The 15,862-nt window shown below is 61.1% G+C and carries 18 protein-coding genes; 10 read left to right on the top strand and 8 right to left on the bottom strand.

Features of this window, described 5'->3' with window-relative positions:
- Positions 1 to 53 precede the first annotated feature (53 nt).
- From LCH64_RS27990 to LCH64_RS27975, 4 genes are read right to left on the bottom strand one after another with little or no spacing between them, the layout of a single operon-like run.
- Positions 54 to 257 (bottom strand): SEC-C metal-binding domain-containing protein, encoded by a 204-nt coding sequence (locus LCH64_RS27990; RefSeq protein ID WP_003198420.1) that lies wholly within the window; start codon positions 255 to 257, stop codon positions 54 to 56.
- Entirely contained in the window at positions 254 to 748 is a 495-nt protein-coding gene (locus tag LCH64_RS27985) for an LEA type 2 family protein (RefSeq protein ID WP_003222333.1), read from the bottom strand. The genes LCH64_RS27990 and LCH64_RS27985 overlap by 4 nt, the downstream gene beginning before the upstream one ends.
- A gap of 47 nt (positions 749 to 795) precedes the next feature.
- A complete protein-coding gene (locus tag LCH64_RS27980; protein ID WP_003222334.1) occupies positions 796 to 1,272 on the bottom strand; it encodes a YchJ family protein in 477 nt (158 codons plus the stop codon).
- Positions 1,273 to 1,276: 4 nt separating this feature from the next.
- Positions 1,277 to 1,774, bottom strand: coding sequence for a DUF6231 family protein (locus tag LCH64_RS27975; protein WP_095138440.1), 498 nt, complete (start codon positions 1,772 to 1,774; stop codon positions 1,277 to 1,279).
- A 197-nt stretch (positions 1,775 to 1,971) separates the two neighbouring features.
- Between LCH64_RS27975 and LCH64_RS27970 the strand changes: the two genes are divergently transcribed.
- The 4 genes from LCH64_RS27970 to LCH64_RS27955 all read left to right on the top strand — a co-directional run bounded on the left by LCH64_RS27970 (position 1,972) and on the right by LCH64_RS27955 (position 4,672).
- Entirely contained in the window at positions 1,972 to 2,667 is a 696-nt protein-coding gene (locus tag LCH64_RS27970) for an OmpA family protein (RefSeq protein WP_103522358.1), read from the top strand.
- A gap of 90 nt (positions 2,668 to 2,757) precedes the next feature.
- Positions 2,758 to 3,483, top strand: a complete 726-nt coding sequence (locus tag LCH64_RS27965; protein ID WP_201135629.1) for an OmpA family protein — start codon at positions 2,758 to 2,760, stop codon at positions 3,481 to 3,483.
- Positions 3,484 to 3,645: 162 nt separating this feature from the next.
- Positions 3,646 to 3,921, top strand: a complete 276-nt coding sequence (locus tag LCH64_RS27960) for a DUF1145 domain-containing protein (protein WP_003222338.1) — start codon at positions 3,646 to 3,648, stop codon at positions 3,919 to 3,921.
- Positions 3,914 to 4,672: a collagen-like protein gene (locus LCH64_RS27955; protein WP_103522356.1), complete on the top strand. Its 759-nt coding sequence runs from the start codon at positions 3,914 to 3,916 to the stop codon at positions 4,670 to 4,672. The genes LCH64_RS27960 and LCH64_RS27955 overlap by 8 nt, the downstream gene beginning before the upstream one ends.
- Positions 4,673 to 4,765: 93 nt before the next feature.
- On the opposite strand, the gene LCH64_RS27950 is transcribed toward LCH64_RS27955, so the two are convergent.
- The gene (locus tag LCH64_RS27950; protein ID WP_003222340.1) at positions 4,766 to 5,230 is read right to left on the bottom strand and encodes a DUF2269 family protein; all 465 of its coding nucleotides are present in this window, start codon (positions 5,228 to 5,230) and stop codon (positions 4,766 to 4,768) included.
- Between the two features lie 98 nt (positions 5,231 to 5,328).
- Here LCH64_RS27950 and dinG point away from each other — a divergent pair, with 98 nt between their 5' ends.
- The 5 genes from dinG (at position 5,329) to pdxH (ending at position 13,279) form a co-directional block, all read left to right on the top strand.
- On the top strand, positions 5,329 to 7,473 hold the full coding sequence (dinG, locus tag LCH64_RS27945) for an ATP-dependent DNA helicase DinG (RefSeq protein ID WP_003222341.1): 2,145 nt from the start codon (positions 5,329 to 5,331) through the stop codon (positions 7,471 to 7,473).
- Positions 7,474 to 7,566: 93 nt separating this feature from the next.
- Entirely contained in the window at positions 7,567 to 9,918 is a 2,352-nt protein-coding gene (locus LCH64_RS27940) for a beta-galactosidase (protein WP_226501938.1), read from the top strand.
- A gap of 211 nt (positions 9,919 to 10,129) precedes the next feature.
- Positions 10,130 to 11,275, top strand: a complete 1,146-nt coding sequence (locus tag LCH64_RS27935) for an EstA family serine hydrolase (RefSeq protein WP_003222343.1) — start codon at positions 10,130 to 10,132, stop codon at positions 11,273 to 11,275.
- Positions 11,276 to 11,386: 111 nt separating this feature from the next.
- Positions 11,387 to 12,607, top strand: coding sequence for an OmpA family protein (locus LCH64_RS27930; RefSeq protein WP_226501937.1), 1,221 nt, complete (start codon positions 11,387 to 11,389; stop codon positions 12,605 to 12,607).
- Positions 12,608 to 12,631: 24 nt separating this feature from the next.
- The gene (gene pdxH / locus LCH64_RS27925; protein WP_003222345.1) at positions 12,632 to 13,279 is read left to right on the top strand and encodes a pyridoxamine 5'-phosphate oxidase; all 648 of its coding nucleotides are present in this window, start codon (positions 12,632 to 12,634) and stop codon (positions 13,277 to 13,279) included.
- Between the two features lie 5 nt (positions 13,280 to 13,284).
- Here the strand turns inward: pdxH and LCH64_RS27920 are convergent, their stop codons facing one another.
- Positions 13,285 to 13,521 carry a hypothetical protein gene (locus LCH64_RS27920; protein ID WP_103485726.1) on the bottom strand — a complete coding sequence of 79 codons (237 nt, stop codon included), beginning with the start codon at positions 13,519 to 13,521 and terminating at the stop codon, positions 13,285 to 13,287.
- Positions 13,522 to 13,688: 167 nt separating this feature from the next.
- Here LCH64_RS27920 and LCH64_RS27915 point away from each other — a divergent pair, with 167 nt between their 5' ends.
- Positions 13,689 to 14,153 (top strand): glycine zipper 2TM domain-containing protein, encoded by a 465-nt coding sequence (locus LCH64_RS27915; protein ID WP_003222347.1) that lies wholly within the window; start codon positions 13,689 to 13,691, stop codon positions 14,151 to 14,153.
- A gap of 79 nt (positions 14,154 to 14,232) precedes the next feature.
- Here LCH64_RS27915 and LCH64_RS27910 read toward each other — a convergent pair whose 3' ends face one another.
- Together LCH64_RS27910 and LCH64_RS27905 are read right to left on the bottom strand one after the other, a co-directional pair.
- Complete coding sequence (locus tag LCH64_RS27910) at positions 14,233 to 14,472, bottom strand: pyocin S6 family toxin immunity protein (protein ID WP_226501936.1); 240 nt, start codon at positions 14,470 to 14,472, stop codon at positions 14,233 to 14,235.
- Between the two features lie 13 nt (positions 14,473 to 14,485).
- Complete coding sequence (locus tag LCH64_RS27905) at positions 14,486 to 15,670, bottom strand: colicin E3/pyocin S6 family cytotoxin (RefSeq protein WP_226501935.1); 1,185 nt, start codon at positions 15,668 to 15,670, stop codon at positions 14,486 to 14,488.
- Positions 15,671 to 15,862: the final 192 nt, after the last annotated feature.

The raw sequence follows: 15,862 nt of genomic DNA, 5'->3' as shown, positions 1-15,862 counted from the left end.
GGGCTTGCTCGCGAAGGCAGCTTGTCAGGCGAAGAAGGACTTAACCTGAAACATCAAGCGCCGTGGCACTTCTTGAATTTCTTGCCGTTGCCGCATGGGCAAGGGTCGTTGCGGCCGACATCTTTCAGGGCGTTGCGCACCGGTTCCTGATGGGCGTGACCACAGTTCGGGCCGTGGACATGGCCATGGTCGTGATCGTGATGATGGTCATGATCGTGGTTGCAGTCAGGGCCATGGACGTGAGGTTGCTGGGTCATCGGTTGTGCTCCGGAATTAAATCGGCCGGGATTATCACGCCATTGCGCTCCAGGTGCACGTAGTGAGCGATGAATAAACCGGTTTCCATCTCGCCCTGCAGTTGATAAGGCACCTGCTGGTGCGGACTCTTGAGCATTTTCACCACGTCCTTCACTCGTGGCCACAGGTTGGTGCGGATCGGTATCCGGTAGAACGCGCTGCTTTTGGGGGGCACGGTGATCCAGTGTTCATGCTCGCCTTCGGCCAGCAGCAGATCCGCCAGATGAATGCGATATTCCATACCGCGCACGGTCAGGTCGCTGTCGTTGGGGTTGTCGATACGAAAGTGCAGGATGAATTTCTGTTCGAGCAACTTGGCCCGCACCACCTCGACTTTCACCAGGTGCACGGCAGGGTCGACGCTGTCGTCGCTGAACCACGAGGCGCAACCGCCGAGGTTCAGCAACAGCATCAACGTGAAGAACTGGAATGTGCGCCAACGACCGAGCATGGTTGAACTCCCTTTGCAGCCAGTCTAGACGCTAAAAAATTGCAGGCCTATGCGCCGAAATACCCTGCACAGCACTTCTTGAACTTCTGCCCGCTTGCGCACGGGCAACTGTCATTGCGCCCCAGCTTCAACTGCACGGTCGGGTCGATGAAGTACCAGCGCCCGCTGTTTTGCACGAAAGATGAGCGCTCGCGGTGGCTGTGTTCGCCCTGACTGTCGTGCCAGCGCGCGGTGAAGGTGACGAAGGCGTGCTCGGGCTGGCCGCCGAACACTTCCGAGCTTTCGACCTCAAGACCGAGCCAGGTGCTTTGCGCGCTCCAGGCACTGATCGACTGGCGATCCAGACCCGCCTGCTGGGCGGGCAGGGTGGTTGCCACCAGATAATCGATCAGCCCCAGCACGTAGGCGCTGTAGCGCGAACGCATCAGGGCTTCGGCGCACGGCGCGGGATGGCCTTCGTGATAGTGACCGCAGCAGGCCTCCAGCAGGTTGCCGCTGCCGCACGGGCAAATGGCTGTACTCATTGCATTACCACCAGTATTTCCCGAAGTTTTCCGGATTGGCCCAGAACCGCGAGTTGAGCCAGTCGGGGACTTGTTTGTAGTCAAGCAGATCGTAGGTGAACAGGGTCAGTACCTGCTCGTCACGCTGAAAACGTTCGCTGGCTTGCAGCGCCAGTGAATAGAAATCGGTCTCCTGCCAGCCGCTGGCCGGCAGGTCTGCCAGCACAGCGATGCGGCTGGCATTGAGGTTGCGGATCCCGCCCAGCAGATTCAGGCCGTCACGCTTGGGCAGATGTTCCAGGCAATCGACCACCAGCGCCAGATCGAAGCGCCGTGCCGCGAGTTCGGCGGGCAGCGCACCGGGTGCGGCGTGGGCCACGCAGGTGTCCGGATGTGCCTGCTTGAACGCGGCGAGCGCCGGAAATTCGCTGGCGCCGATCAGCAGCAAACGCGCCGGTGCATAGCGATCCAGTAAAGCGGCCAGCGCCTGTTGCGGCGTGCGCGAAGAAATGGCGACGTTCATCGAAGCTCCTCAATCAGATCGCCAAGACTAGCGCGCCAGACGGATCCGGCCTAGACCCCGTTTTGTCGCGTATGGCAAAAGTGCCAAATCCCTGTGAACACGGTCCCAAATGACGCTGGCCTATTGCTGGCGGAGATTAAAACTCCGGTCTTTACTCCGTGAATCGGTTCTAAGCCGATCCCTCAGGAGAAAACCAGATGAGCATAGTTCGGACAGCGTTACCTTTGATTCTGCTAACCAGTGTGTTGACTGGTTGCGCAGGTTTGCAGAAAACCGACTGGCCGACCTGTGCGGCGGTCGGCGGTGTGGTCGGTGCGGGCCTCGGCGCGACGGAAAGTTCGGCGTGGGCCGGCTACGGCGCACTGTTGGTCGGCGGTACGGCAGCCGCCTATTGCTGGGTGCACGGTGATGGCGATGAAGACGGCGATGGTGTGCCGGACAGTCGCGACAAGTGCCCGCACACCCCTCGAGGCGTGCAGGTCGATGCTGACGGCTGCCCTCCACCGGCCCCTGCGCCAGTGGTAGAAGAGGCGGTTGTGGTCAAGGAAGAAACCATCGTTATTCGTGATGTGCACTTCCAGTTCGACAAAGCCACCCTGACCGGTGCCGACAAACAGGTTCTGGACAAAGTCGCCACGCGCCTGAAACAAGAGTCGTCCACGGCGCAACTGACCGTGACCGGCCACACCGACAGCGTCGGCAGCGATGCCTACAACAAGAAACTGTCGGATCGTCGTGCGCACTCGGTGGTGGAATACCTGATTTCGCAAGGTGTGCCGCGTGCCAGCTTCGTCTCGGTGTCGGGCATGGGTGAAAGCCAGCCAGTGGCGGATAACAAAACCGCTGACGGTCGTGCACAGAACCGTCGTACCGAAATCAAAATCGTCCGCTAGCCCCTCTCGCATCCGCGGCTTGTGCAGTCGCGGATGCGGGTCTTTACTCCTGTGTAACCGGTATGGGCCGGTGACACAGGAGCTTTCACAATGACTGTTTTCTCAAGGTCCGTCTTGCCGGTGCTGCTGCTGGGCAGCTTGCTCACCGGTTGCGCCACTCATAGCGATGGCGATGCCCCGCTCAATCAACGTACATGGCCGATCTGCAGCCTCATTGGCGGCTTGGTCGGCGGTGGGCTCGGCGCGATTGAAAGTGGCGGCTGGGCCGGTGGCGGCGCAGCGCTGGGGATTCTGACTGGCGGACTGATCTGTTACGCCCAGGATGGCGATGAAGACGGCGATGGCGTGTTCGACCGTCGTGATCGTTGCCCGGACACACCGCCCAATACGCCGGTCGATCACCGTGGTTGCCCGTTGCCGCAATATCCTGTGACCGAAAAACCTGCGGAGCCTGTAGCGCCGCAAACCGAAGTCATCACCCTCAGCGATGCCGGCAATGTGTTGTTCGATTTCGACAAATCGGATCTGACCCCGGCGGCCAAAGCCCAGCTCGATACGCTGATGGACAAATTGCGCAACGCCGATGTGGTGAGCATCAAGGTTATCGGGCATACCGACAGCAAAGGTTCGGACGCCTATAACCAGGCGCTTTCCGAACGCCGCGCGAGCAGTGTTGCCGCCTACTTGCTGAGCCAGGGGCTGGCGCCGAACAAACTGACCAGTGAGGGACGCGGCGAGAGTGAGCCGGTGGCTGACAATGCGACCGAAGAAGGACGGGCGAAAAACCGTCGGGTCGAGTTGCATATCAATCGCTGAGACTTGTCTGTAGTCCGCAGACTAGAGCTGCCGGGCGACGATCATCGTCGAACCGGCAGCGATCCGACGACTGACAAAAGTTTTTTCTTTTGCCCCTCTGGCTTATCCCCCGTGTAAGCCGTTACTGTGCGCCCAAAGAATAATTCCGACACGGGGGAGCGTATGAAGGTTTTCTGGGGGCTGGGGCGTTTGCTGACCCTGCTGTTCTGGTGCGTGGTAGTGCTCAATCTGCTGATGCCGTTTGTGCATCCGCTGCATCTGCTGGTCAATCTGGCCGGCGGCTTGTTGCTGGCGCTGCATGTGCTGGAGTTGCTGTTCTCTCGCCTCGAGGGGCGTGCCAACCCGTGGCGTGACCGTCTGCTGATCCTGCTGTTTGGCGTTTTCCACCTGCAAACCATCCCGGCCCCGGCCGCTCCGGAGGCTTCTTCCCATGCGTAAACTTTGCCTGCTCGCTGCATTCATCAGTCCCTTGGCCTGCGCCCAGGTGGTCAGTGTCGAAACCAATTCCCTGATGCGCCTGCCCAACACCGCCAGCACCTTGCAACTGGAAAAGCTCGAAGTCGCCGATTACGGCACGTTGCTGATTCCTGCCAATGTGACCGAACTGACCGTCGGCGAACTGCGCCTGGGCCATGAAGCACGCATCGCGATCGTCCCGAGTGAACAGGCGCTGGACATGAAAGTCATTCGCGCCGAACTGAGTGAAGGCAGCCTGATTACTGCACGCGGGGCACCGGGAACCTATGAAAAAGCCGCCCGTGCCGGGCGTAATCTGAATCTGCAGTTCAAGGCGTTGACCGCACCCAAGCTGTTTGTCGATGCCCGTGGCGGTACCGGCGCACCAGGTTTTGTCGGTCTGGATGGCGGCAACGGTGAAGATCCGGGCTGCACCTGGGGCGAAGCCGGACACGGTTTTGATGGCAGCAATGGCAGCGACGGCCAACCCGGTGCCCCGGGTGCGCTGGTGCGCCTGGAAGTGCCCCGCGAGTTTCCGGCCGAGCTGATCAAAGTCGACGTCGCTGGCGGCGCCGGTGGTCCGGCGGGTGTCGGCGGCAAGGCCGGCCAGGGCGGCAAGTCCAAGGGTTGCCTGGTGTACCGCGCTGATGGCGGCAAGAACGGCAAGGCCGGGGCTGATGGTCAGCCCGGGCCGGTGGGTGCGGCTGGTGCCGTGACCGTGCAACGCCTCTAAATAACAGCACTATTCACAATTGTGGCGAGGGAGCTTGCTCCCGCTGGGTCGCGTAGCGGCCCCATCCCACAAAAAGTGCCTGTCGTCAGCGGGTCAGAACATCGGCCGCGCCGCCGCAATCGCCACCAGCACCAACCCGACAATCAGATTGATCCCCACCACCCGGCGAATCCGCCCCAGCACCGCCGCACCCGCGGGCCAGTCTTTCGCCTCCACCGCTTTGCGCAACTCCGGCAGCATCAGGCCCTGAATCCGGATAAACAGCGCCGTCATCACCACATACAGCCCGATCATCACTTGCACATATTTAGGCGCGGTCTCGAAGCCGATGTGCTGCAAATGCAACATGCCGACGCCGCTGATCGGCAGCAGGATCACCGCGACCCAGACCCAGCGGAAAAAACCTTGAAACACTTCCACCCACAGGGTCAGGCGGGCGGGGCCGTCGAGCGCCTTCACCGCCGCCGGGCGCAGGACCATCCAGGCGAAAAACATGCCGCCGACCCAGACCAGGGCAGACAAGACATGCAGCGGATAAACGAGGCTAAAAGGTGTCATTGGGGTACTCCGGTCTGCGCGGGATTGATTAGCGAGGTATGATAGCCGCCGAACCGAACCACTGAAAATTTATCCAGCGTTTTTGCGCCCGACATCTAATGATCAGCACTGAACTCAAAACCACGATCCAGGGCGCCTATTCGCGTTTTCTTGAAGCCAAGAGCCTCAAGCCGCGTTACGGCCAGCGCCTGATGATCGCTGAAATCGCCAAAGTCCTCGGGGATATCGACACCGACGACGAAGGCCGGCGCAGTGGCGACCCGGCGATTGTCGCGGTGGAAGCCGGCACCGGTACCGGCAAGACCGTGGCCTACAGCCTGGCGGCAATCCCCACGGCGAAGCTGGCCGGCAAGCGCCTGGTGATCGCCACCGCGACCGTGGCCCTGCAAGAGCAGATCGTCTACAAGGATTTGCCCGACCTGATGCGCAACAGCGGGCTGAACTTCAGTTTCGCGCTGGCCAAGGGCCGTGGCCGCTACATGTGCCTGTCCAAGCTCGACATGCTGCTGCAGGAGGGCCACGCGCAAACCGCCACCGCCCAGCTGTTCGAAGAAGAAGGCTTCAAGATCGAGGTCGACGAGGCCAGTCAGAAGCTGTTCACCAGCATGATCGAGAAGCTTGCCGGCAATAAGTGGGACGGCGACCGCGACAGCTGGCCCAACGCGCTGGAAGACGCCGACTGGGCGCGCCTGACCACCGATCACAGTCAGTGCACCAACCGTCATTGCCCGAACTTCGGCCAGTGCGCGTTCTACAAGGCGCGCGAAGGCATGGGCAAAGTCGACGTGATCGTCACCAACCACGATATGGTGCTGGCTGACCTGGCCCTCGGCGGCGGTGCGGTGCTGCCCGATCCGCGCGACACCATTTATGTGTTCGACGAAGGCCACCACCTGCCGGACAAGGCCATCGGCCACTTCGCCCACTACACGCGCCTGCGTTCCACCGCCGACTGGCTGGAAACCACCGCGAAGAACCTCACCAAACTGCTGGCCCAGCATCCGTTGCCGGGGGATCTCGGCAAGCTGATCGAGCAGGTGCCGGAGCTGGCGCGGGAGATCAAGACCCAGCAGCAGTTCATGTTCACCGCGTGCGAGCAGATCGCCGATTTCAAGCCCGGCGAAGACGTCGAAGGTCGCGAGCGGCCACGCCATCGTTTCGTCGGCGGGGTGATTCCCGAGCACATGCGCGAGATGGGCATCGAGCTGAAGAAGGGCTACTCGCGGCTCAATGATCTGTTCACCCGTCTGACCGACCTGCTCAAGGAAGGCATGGACGGCGAGGTCAACATCGGCATCGCCAGCAATCAGGCCGAGGAGTGGTATCCGCTGTTCGGCAGCCTGTTGTCGCGGGCGTCGGGCAACTGGGAGTTGTGGACCGCGTTCACCGCCGAAGACCCGGAAGACAGCCCGCCGATGGCGCGCTGGCTGACGCTGGCCGAAAGCGGTTCGCTGTTCGACATCGAGGTCAACGCCAGCCCGATTCTTGCCGCCGAGACCCTGCGCCGCAGCCTGTGGAACGTGGCCTACGGCTGCCTGGTGACGTCGGCAACGCTGACCGCGCTGGGCACTTTCGACCGTTTCCGCATGCGTGCCGGTCTGCCGAAAAAAGCCGTCACTGCCGTGGTGCCGAGCCCGTTCCATCATGCCGACGCCGGCGTGCTGCGGGTGCCGGATCTGAAGGCCGACCCACGCGACGCCGCGGCTCACACCGCCGCGATCATCCGCGAGTTGCCGGATCTGGTCGAAGGCTCGCGCGGCACGCTGGTGCTGTTCTCTTCGCGCAAACAGATGCAGGACGTGTTCGACGGCCTCGACCGCGACTGGCGCAAGCAAGTGTTCATTCAAGGCAACCTGTCGAAACAGGAAACCCTGAACAAGCACAAGGCGCGGGTCGATGGCGGTGATTCCAGCGTGCTGTTCGGCCTCGCCAGTTTCGCCGAAGGGGTGGACTTGCCCGGGGCCTACTGCGAGCACGTGGTGATCGCCAAGATCCCGTTTTCGGTGCCTGACGATCCGGTCGAGGCGGCGCTGTCGGAGTGGATCGAGGCCCGTGGCGGCAATCCGTTCATGGAAATCTCGGTGCCCGACGCTTCGCTGAAACTGGTCCAGGCCTGCGGGCGTCTGCTGCGTACCGAAGAAGACCGCGGCACCATCACTTTGCTCGATCGGCGACTGGTCACCCAGCGCTACGGCAAGGCGATCCTCAATGCGTTGCCGCCATTCCGTCGTGAAATATCCTGAGACAACGGTGGGCAGTTTTGCCCGCCGCGTTGTCTATCTCTCCGCCATCGCTTTTCCATTGGCCTTTTGGTCGTTAGGGAGAACTCCGTTCTTATGATTCGCCGCTCGTTGCCTGCCGTGTTTGCCTTGATCTTCGCCGCCCCGTTGTTGGCGGCGCCTGCCGGTCAGCAGACCCTGTTCAACTTCGTCCGTCCTGCCGACGTGGTGAAAGTCGTCACCGAAAACACTGACCTGCCACAAGCCAACGCCGAGCAAACCCCGGAAGGTGAAGTGCTGCGCCGGGTGACGTTCAACCCGGTAGCCCGTCCGACCCTGCGCCTGACCCCGCAGACCGGTGCCTGGGATTGGTCGCAGTCGGGCATGATGAGCCTGCGTCTGCAGAGTGCAATGAACTGGGCCGTGACGGTTTACGTGCAAATCCAGAGCAACAACGGCCAGACGCTGACCAGCCGCGTCGACTTGCCGGCCGGACCCGCGCAAACCCTGCTGGTGCCGTTGGTGGCGACTTCGCCGCTGAGTCAGGGCATGAAGGCCGGGCCGCCGATGCCGATGACCGTCGATGGTCAGCGGATTCTGCTGGCCAGCAGCAGCGGTGAGCTGGACCGCAGTCAGGTGGTGTCGGTGAGCCTGTGGATGGATCAGCCGAAAGCCGCTCAGAGCCTGCTGCTCGAGCGTTTCGGCGTGCAGGACGGCGATGCCGTGACCCAGGCCGTGTACGGCAATCTGGTGGACGCTTACGGGCAGTCGACCCGCAGCAAATGGCCGGAAAAAATCAGCAACGACGAACAATTGAAAGCCGCCGCTGCCAAGGAACAGCAACAGCTGAAAACCTGGCTGGCTGAGCGCGAAAAGTCTTCGCTGGACAAATTCGGTGGCTGGAACCAAGGCCCGGCGTTCAAGGCCAGCGGCTTTTTCCGCACTGAAAAGCGTGACGGGCGCTGGTATCTGGTGACGCCGGAAGGGCATCCGTTCTATTCGCTGGGGGTCAACACCGTCAGCCCGCAGGTCAACCAGACCTACGTCGCCGGGCGTGAGTGGATGTTCGAATCGCTGCCAAAACCAGACGAGCCACTTGCCAGCCATTTCGGCGAAGGCGACAACCGTGGCGGCAACGGCGCCGACCAGGGCCGTGGCTACAATGCCGGGCGCTGGTACGATTTCTACGGCGCCAACCTGCAACGCCTGTACGGCGAACCTTGCGCAGCGCAGGCACCCGCCGAACCGGCAGCCGAGCCGACCAGCGTCGCGCCATGCAAAGCCACGGTCGATGAGCAGAAGTGGGCCGCGCACACCCTTGATCGTCTGCAAGCCTGGGGTTTCAACACGGTTGGCAACTGGAGTGCCGATTCGCTGGGCGACGCTGAGCGGGTGCCGTACACCTTGCCGCTGTCGATCGTCGGCGACTACACCAGCATCAGCACCGGCACAGACTGGTGGGGCGGCATGCCTGACCCGTTTGACCCGCGTTTCGCCATGGCTACCGAGCGTGCCGTGGCCATCGCTGCCCGTGATCACCGCGATGATCCGTGGTTGATCGGTTACTACGCCGACAACGAACTGGCCTGGGCCGGTCCCGGCGACGATCCGCAGTCGCGCTACGCCCTGGCCTATGGCACGTTGAAAATGACCACCGACGTGCCAGCCAAACGCGCGTTCCTCAAGCAACTGCGCGACAAGTACCGCAACCAGGAAGGTCTGTCGAAAGCGTGGGGCATTGATTTGCCGGCGTGGGAGTTGATGGAAGACCCGGGTTTCGTGCCGCCGATGCCGAATCCGGAGCATCCGGAAATCGAAAACGACTTCAAATACTTCCAGAAGGTGTTCGCCGATACCTACTTCAAGACCATCTCTGACTCGTTGAAATGGCACGCGCCGAATCAGCTGCTGCTCGGCGGCCGTTTCGCCACCAGCACCCCGGAAGCGGTAGCGTCCTGCGCGCAGTATTGCGACGTGTTGAGCTTCAATATGTACACGCTGAAGCCGCAGGACGGGTATGACTTCGCCGCCTTGCGCGCCCTCGACAAACCGGTGCTGATCACTGAATTCAATTTCGGTTCGGCTGACCGTGGGCCGTTCTGGGGCGGCGTAACGCAACTGGCACGGGAAGAAGATCGTGGCCCGGCCTATGCCAACTTCCTCAAACAGGCGTTGAACGAGCCGTCGATCGTCGGCGTGCACTGGTTCCAGTACCTGGATCAACCGGCGACCGGACGCCTGCTCGACGGCGAGAACGGGCACTTCGGCCTGGTGGGGATTACCGATCTGCCGTATCAGGGCTTTGTCGAGGCGGTGCGCAAGAGCAATCTGCAGGCGCTTGATCAGTTGGGCAAAGAAGCTGAAAAAGCCGCTGCGCCGGCGCATGAAGCTGAAGGCGGCAGACGGGGCGAGGCCGGCAAAGGGCCTGGCGCCGGGCATGCGGGCGGGCATTCAGGGAATGGGCACTAAGCCTCGGAACGAGCTATCGTTCTTCGCGAGCGGGCTCGCTCCCACACTGGATTTGTGGTGTTCATGAATCTGCTGTGCGAGCGGGTCTTTTGGCGATGGCATCAGTCGTATGCCACAACATCAACCGTCTAGCCTGCGGCTGTTCCCAAATCCCTCAAGGACTGGAACAATGCCGACCAATTTGTAGCGTGTTTTTGCGGGGGAGTTGCGGGTGCAGATTCAGGGACATTACGAGCTTCAATTCGAAGCGGTGCGCGAGGCATTCGCGGCACTGTTCGACGATCCCCAGGAACGCGGCGCAGCGTTGTGCATCAAGGTCGGCGGAGAAACTGTCCTCGATCTCTGGTCCGGTACCGCCGACAAGGACGGCACCGAGGCCTGGCACAGCGACACCATCGCCAACCTGTTCTCTTGCACCAAGACTTTCACCGCCGTTGCGGCGCTGCAACTGGTGGCCGAAGGCAAATTGCAGTTGGATGTTCCGGTTGCCCGCTACTGGCCGGAGTTCGCGGCGGCCGGCAAGGAATCGGTCACCCTGCGCCAGTTGCTCAGCCATCGGGCCGGTCTGCCGGCCCTGCGTGAACTGCTCGCCCCCGAAGCCCTTTATGACTGGCAAACCATGGTCGATGCCTTGGCGGCCGAAGCGCCGTGGTGGACGCCGGGTGAGGGGCACGGTTATGCCGCGATCACTTACGGCTGGCTGATCGGCGAGTTGTTGCGCCGCGCAGACGGTCGCGGGCCGGGGGAATCGATCGTGGCCCGCGTGGCCAAGCCATTGGGCCTGGATTTTCATGTCGGTCTGGCTGACGAAGAGTTTTACCGCGTGGCGCACATCGCCCGGGGCAAGGGCAACGTCGGCGATGCCGCGGCCCAGCGCCTGTTGCAAGTGACCATGCGTGAACCCACGGCCATGACCACTCGTGCATTCACCAATCCGCCCTCGGTGCTCACCAGTACCAACAAGCCGGAATGGCGACGCATGCAACAACCGGCGGCCAATGGCCACGGCAATGCGCGCAGCCTGGCGGGTTTTTACGCCGGATTGCTCGACGGCAGCCTGCTTGACGGCGAAATGCTCAATGAGCTGACCCGCGAGCATAGCCTCGGCGAAGACAAGACCCTGCTGACCCGAACCCGTTTCGGTCTGGGCTGCATGCTTGATCAACCCGACGTGGCGAACGCGACTTATGGTCTGGGCCCTCGGGCGTTTGGCCATCCGGGCGCCGGGGGTTCCATCGGATTTGCAGACCCGGAGCACGATGTTGCTTTTGGTTTTGTGACAAATACTCTGGGTCCGTACGTCTTGATGGACCCTCGTGCGCAGAAACTGGCGCGGGTACTTGCCACTTGTCTGTAATGCTTTACTTCAGGCTCCAGGAATGGAGCCTGTTTTGGTTTTTCGATGCAAAACGTCTATTTATCCGGGCAAAAGAGCTCTGATTCAATTACTTCATATTGGGGATTTTCAATGTCATATAAAAACACTCTTGCCCTGGCCGCCCTGTGTGTTGCGATTACCGGATGTGCGCAGACCCCTAAAAATGATGCGGACGGCGGCAGTTGGTGGTCGTTCGGCTCTTCCGATAAAGCGGCGGCCAAAGATCCAGTATCGGCGCCAGCTCCAGCTCCAGCGACAGCGTCTGCATCTGCAAAGGCACCGGCTCCAGCAGCAGCCCCAGCCCCAGCCTCAGCCCCGTTGAAGCCTGCCGCCACCGCACCCGTGGCCAAGGCTGAAAGCAGCAGCCCTTGGTACTGGCCGTTCGGCGGTTCGGACAACTCGGCCGCCAAGGCTGATGTGAAATCCGATGTCAAAGCTGAAGTGAAGCCTGAGGCGAAACCCGACGCCAAGTCGGCTGTAGTCGCCAACGCCAACGCTGACACAGGCACCAAGTGGTGGTGGCCGTTCGGCAAGCAGCAGAGCACTGCCAAAGATCAGGTGGCCGCCAAAGTCGTACCGATGCCGGATCCGAAAGTCACTCAAGCCTGGCTTGACGATTATGAGCCGCGTCTGCGTGCCGCCATCAAAGGCAGCAACCTGCAGTTCGAACGTCGTGAGAACGTGCTGGTGCTGATCGCACCGGTTGAAGGCTCGTTCAACCCGAAACGTCCGGCCATGCTGCTCCCGGTTACCCTGAGCCCGTTCACCAACGTCGCCAAAATCCTCGAAGCCGATCCGAAAACGGCGATTCTGGTACTCGGTCACAGCGACAGCTCGGGCGTCGCGGCGGATAACACCAAGCTCAGCCTGGAACGCGCCCAATCGGTGGCCGCGATCTTCCGTCTCAGCGGCCTGCAACGTGACCGCCTGATGCTGCGTGGCATGGGGGCCGACGCTCCGCGCGCGGCTAACGACAGTGCTGAAGGCCGTGCCTTGAACCGTCGTATCGAGCTGCTGGTTACACCGCAGAACACCATGGTTGCGCTGTTGAGCAAGTACAACATGCCAGCTCCGGCACCGGTGACTCTGGTTGCCGCGCAGGACGTCAAGCCAGTCGACAAGCCGGTAACGCCAGCGCCTGCCGCGAAGAAAGCCGCGGCATCGGCGACTAAAAAGGCTCCAGCGAAAAAAGCTGCAGCCAAAGCACCTGCGAAGAAGGCTCCAGCCAAGACTCCGGTGAAGAAAACCGAGCCGGCCAAAGCCGCAGCGACCGACAAGAAGGTCGCTGCCACCGATGCTGCCAAGCAGTGATCCGCTAACGAAAAGGAATGCGCCATGACTCAGGCTCTGGCTGATATGCGTCGTGATTACACCCGGGATGGCCTGACCGAGGCGCAAGCCCCGGGCGAGCCGTTCGCGCTGTTTCACCAGTGGTTTGCCGACGCGGTGAAAACCGAACAGGCGCCGGTGGAGGCCAACGCGATGACCCTGGCCACGGTCGATGCGGATGGGCGTCCGCATTGTCGCATTCTGCTGCTCAAGGGCCTGGACGCGCAGGGCTTCACCTTTTTCACCAACTACGACAGTGCCAAGGGGCAGCATCTGGCGGCGAATCCTTTCGCGGCCATGACGTTTTTCTGGCCAACCCTGGAGCGCCAGGTGCGTATTGAGGGGCGGGTGGTGAAGGTCACGCCTGAAGAGTCCGACGCGTATTATCAGGTGCGCCCGCTGGGCAGCCGGCTCGGCGCCTGGGCCTCGCCGCAGAGCCGGGTGATCAACGGCCGTGGCGAGCTAGAGGATTTGCTCAAGGCCACCGAGCAACGCTTCAGCGATACTCAGCCTGACTGCCCGGAACACTGGGGCGGCTATCGCCTGCTGCCTGAGCGCATCGAGTTCTGGCAGGGCCGTCCAAGTCGTCTGCATGATCGCCTGAACTATCGTCAGCAGGGCGCCAACTGGATTCTTGAACGTCTGGCGCCTTAAGCAGTCTACCGAGCGGGATAGCCTGCCGCAGCGGCCTCAAGCCACTTCGGCAGATCCTGCCGTTTGATTTTCTGCGAGCGGGCATGGGCCAACTGTTCGAGCATGAAGGCGCGTTTGCCGTCATCATTGCCCGCCAGGGATAGTGCAAGATCACGATCCATCCAGCGTTTGATCCGCACGTACAGCCACCCGTGGAAGTACAAACCGGCGACGGTGGTGACGAAAATGATCACGTAATCCATGAAAAATCCTTGGGTCGGCAGGGCGGGTTGGGCGATTTGGCGCTACTGTTGGGTGGGCGGCAGGTGCCTGTACCGGGCCTGAATAAAATCAAGTTTATCCCGGCCGCGTCGTGACAGGCGTCAAGCTGCGGGGTTTAATGAATACATGTTCTTTTGGAGTTGATGCTATGCGTAAGTCTGTTCTGCTGGTTGCTTCCTTTTCCACGATGGCGATGTTGCTGACCGGCTGCCAGTCGAGCCTGACCGGTGACTCCTACTCCCGTGACGAAGCGCGTCGCGTGCAGACGATTCGCATGGGCACCATCGAATCCCTGCGTCCGGTGAAAATCGAAGGCACCAAGACCCCGATCGGCGGTGTCGCCGGTGCAGTGGTCGGTGGTGTCGGCGGCAGCGCCATCGGCGGCGGTCGCGGCAGCGCCGTGGCTGCAGTCATCGGCGCGGTAGCCGGTGGTCTGCTGGGCTCGGCCGCTGAAGAAGGCATGACCCGCACCCAAGGCGTTGAAATCACCGTGCGCGAAGACGACGGCAGCATGCGTGCCTACGTGCAACAGGTTCAGGAAAACGAAGTGTTCCGTGTCGGTGAGCGCGTGCGCATCTCCACCGTCGGTGGCACCAGCCGCGTTTCGCACTAAGCGAGAACGAGCGGTAAAAGAAAACCCCGATCAGGTGACTGGTCGGGGTTTTTTGTTTTTAGATTTCTCGGTGCGATGCTTACATCTCAATACCAATAAACAATTCCAGGTTGGTTGGAATGAACTCATCAGTCAGCATCGCGATCTGTTGCGACTGCTCCGCAGTCAACAGCCATTCTCCTTCTGCCATGGCGTTGAGGCTCTTGTGGCCTAGGAGCTTCACGATTCGGTCGTTAAAAGCAGGATCAACGTCCAGTTCATACTTAAGTGAGCTATCGTCGAAACTGTCGGGTAGGAACCCTGTGATGCACAAGTACATAAGCGCCTCTTGATTACTTGGGAGTGGTTCGCCCGGGTTTGGCAGGTTTGGTCTGTTCGCCAGTTTGAGGATTGAACTCTCCAAGGTGTTTCCCCTGTTTGTCGTACATTTCTACCGTTCCGTGTTGGCTATCCCATTCAAAAATGCGTCCTTTGAGATCTTTCCAGCGCTTACGACGAGCGCCGCCACCTTGTACGCTGCTTTTTGGTTTGTCTTTCACAGCCTCAGGAAATGCTGTTAGACCTTCAGGGGCTTTATGGTAGTTGTGGTCGCCGGTGCTTAGAACAATGTAAACCGGCTTAACCCCCGAATCCGCCGGGAACACCAAAATGAAATCCCGATACTCCGGCGGATAAACCGGATTCACCAGAATCCCGTCCGCCGCTTTCGTCGGTGGGTACACCCAGATATGCGGTGCCTGCGGAGCGGCCTCCAGCGCGGGGATGCCGAGGGTGTCGGAGCCGTCCACGGCGGGCGTCCAGATCAGTTCGATGCCTTCGCCGAGGTCTGCGACAAAGCGGTTATCACGTGCGGTGAACTGCGCGACATCGACCATTTCCCAGTCGCGATTCTTGCCAGTGTAGAAACCATAACCCTTGAGGCTGCCGTCGGCCTGTTGTTCGACATGCAGGCGCACGCGGGTTCGAGCCTGTTTGAGGGCGAGCAACTGGTCTTCGGTGTAGAGGGCGCTGTCGCCCAGGTTCGATGGCATGAGCAACGCCACCAGCCCGACCAAAGGGGTCACAACGGCGGCGGACGCGATGGCGGGCAATGCCTTGAACGCCTCACCCGCAAGGGCGAAGGTGCCCAGGCCTGCCGGGATGGCAGTGCCGCTGATTTTCTTGAGTGGAACGCCGCCGCTGTCATCGGCTTCACGGCCGCCCAGCAGGATCAACTTGCCGTAATCCTTCAGGCTGTCAGTCGGCACCATCCCCGAAGGATTCGAGTAATCGATGATCGCGTCCGGCAATTTGCAGGACTTGGCGAACACGCACCCGGCACGCACGGGATCAGGCTTTTTGGCCGCCAACTCGCGGTTGCGCTCGAAGGCCTCCTGCCGCGCCAGCATGGCGTCGTATGCGTTTTGTCGAGCGTCGCGCTCGGCCAGTTCAGTGGCCGTCATATAGCGATAGGTGACGTGATGACCGTCGCCCGCCGGTGGGTTGGGAACCCGGGGAATGTCCTTGTTGCGAGCCACTGAGCGTCCTTTCGTTCATCCATCGACAACCCTTCGAAAGGGCTGTGCGACGTTAACGAAGCAGACAAAGGGTGGCTGTAGGACGCATCTCTAATGGGCTGGGGATTGTTCGCTATTTGTCAGACAAGCCAGGCCTGTGGTGAGGGGATTTATCTCCGGGATTGTTCGCTGGTTTTCAGACGAGCCTGGACT

Source organism: Pseudomonas sp. MWU16-30322 (assembly GCF_020515535.1).
Taxonomy (GTDB): domain Bacteria; phylum Pseudomonadota; class Gammaproteobacteria; order Pseudomonadales; family Pseudomonadaceae; genus Aquipseudomonas; species Aquipseudomonas fluorescens_H.
The sequence above is the reverse complement of the archived record's forward strand: the minus strand, read 5'-3'. Positions and strand labels throughout refer to the sequence as shown.

Coding starts and splice junctions, on each gene's coding strand:
- LCH64_RS27915 (WP_003222347.1), top strand. CDS start 13,689: ATGCGTAAGTCTGTTCTGCTGGTTGCTTCCTTTTCCACGATGGCGATG.
- LCH64_RS27960 (WP_003222338.1), top strand. CDS start 3,646: ATGAAGGTTTTCTGGGGGCTGGGGCGTTTGCTGACCCTGCTGTTCTGG.
- LCH64_RS27920 (WP_103485726.1), bottom strand. CDS start 13,521: ATGGATTACGTGATCATTTTCGTCACCACCGTCGCCGGTTTGTACTTC.
- dinG (WP_003222341.1), top strand. CDS start 5,329: ATGATCAGCACTGAACTCAAAACCACGATCCAGGGCGCCTATTCGCGT.
- LCH64_RS27980 (WP_003222334.1), bottom strand. CDS start 1,272: ATGAGTACAGCCATTTGCCCGTGCGGCAGCGGCAACCTGCTGGAGGCC.
- LCH64_RS27975 (WP_095138440.1), bottom strand. CDS start 1,774: ATGAACGTCGCCATTTCTTCGCGCACGCCGCAACAGGCGCTGGCCGCT.
- LCH64_RS27985 (WP_003222333.1), bottom strand. CDS start 748: ATGCTCGGTCGTTGGCGCACATTCCAGTTCTTCACGTTGATGCTGTTG.
- LCH64_RS27965 (WP_201135629.1), top strand. CDS start 2,758: ATGACTGTTTTCTCAAGGTCCGTCTTGCCGGTGCTGCTGCTGGGCAGC.
- pdxH (WP_003222345.1), top strand. CDS start 12,632: ATGACTCAGGCTCTGGCTGATATGCGTCGTGATTACACCCGGGATGGC.
- LCH64_RS27970 (WP_103522358.1), top strand. CDS start 1,972: ATGAGCATAGTTCGGACAGCGTTACCTTTGATTCTGCTAACCAGTGTG.
- LCH64_RS27955 (WP_103522356.1), top strand. CDS start 3,914: ATGCGTAAACTTTGCCTGCTCGCTGCATTCATCAGTCCCTTGGCCTGC.
- LCH64_RS27910 (WP_226501936.1), bottom strand. CDS start 14,472: ATGTACTTGTGCATCACAGGGTTCCTACCCGACAGTTTCGACGATAGC.
- LCH64_RS27940 (WP_226501938.1), top strand. CDS start 7,567: ATGATTCGCCGCTCGTTGCCTGCCGTGTTTGCCTTGATCTTCGCCGCC.
- LCH64_RS27990 (WP_003198420.1), bottom strand. CDS start 257: ATGACCCAGCAACCTCACGTCCATGGCCCTGACTGCAACCACGATCAT.
- LCH64_RS27930 (WP_226501937.1), top strand. CDS start 11,387: ATGTCATATAAAAACACTCTTGCCCTGGCCGCCCTGTGTGTTGCGATT.
- LCH64_RS27950 (WP_003222340.1), bottom strand. CDS start 5,230: ATGACACCTTTTAGCCTCGTTTATCCGCTGCATGTCTTGTCTGCCCTG.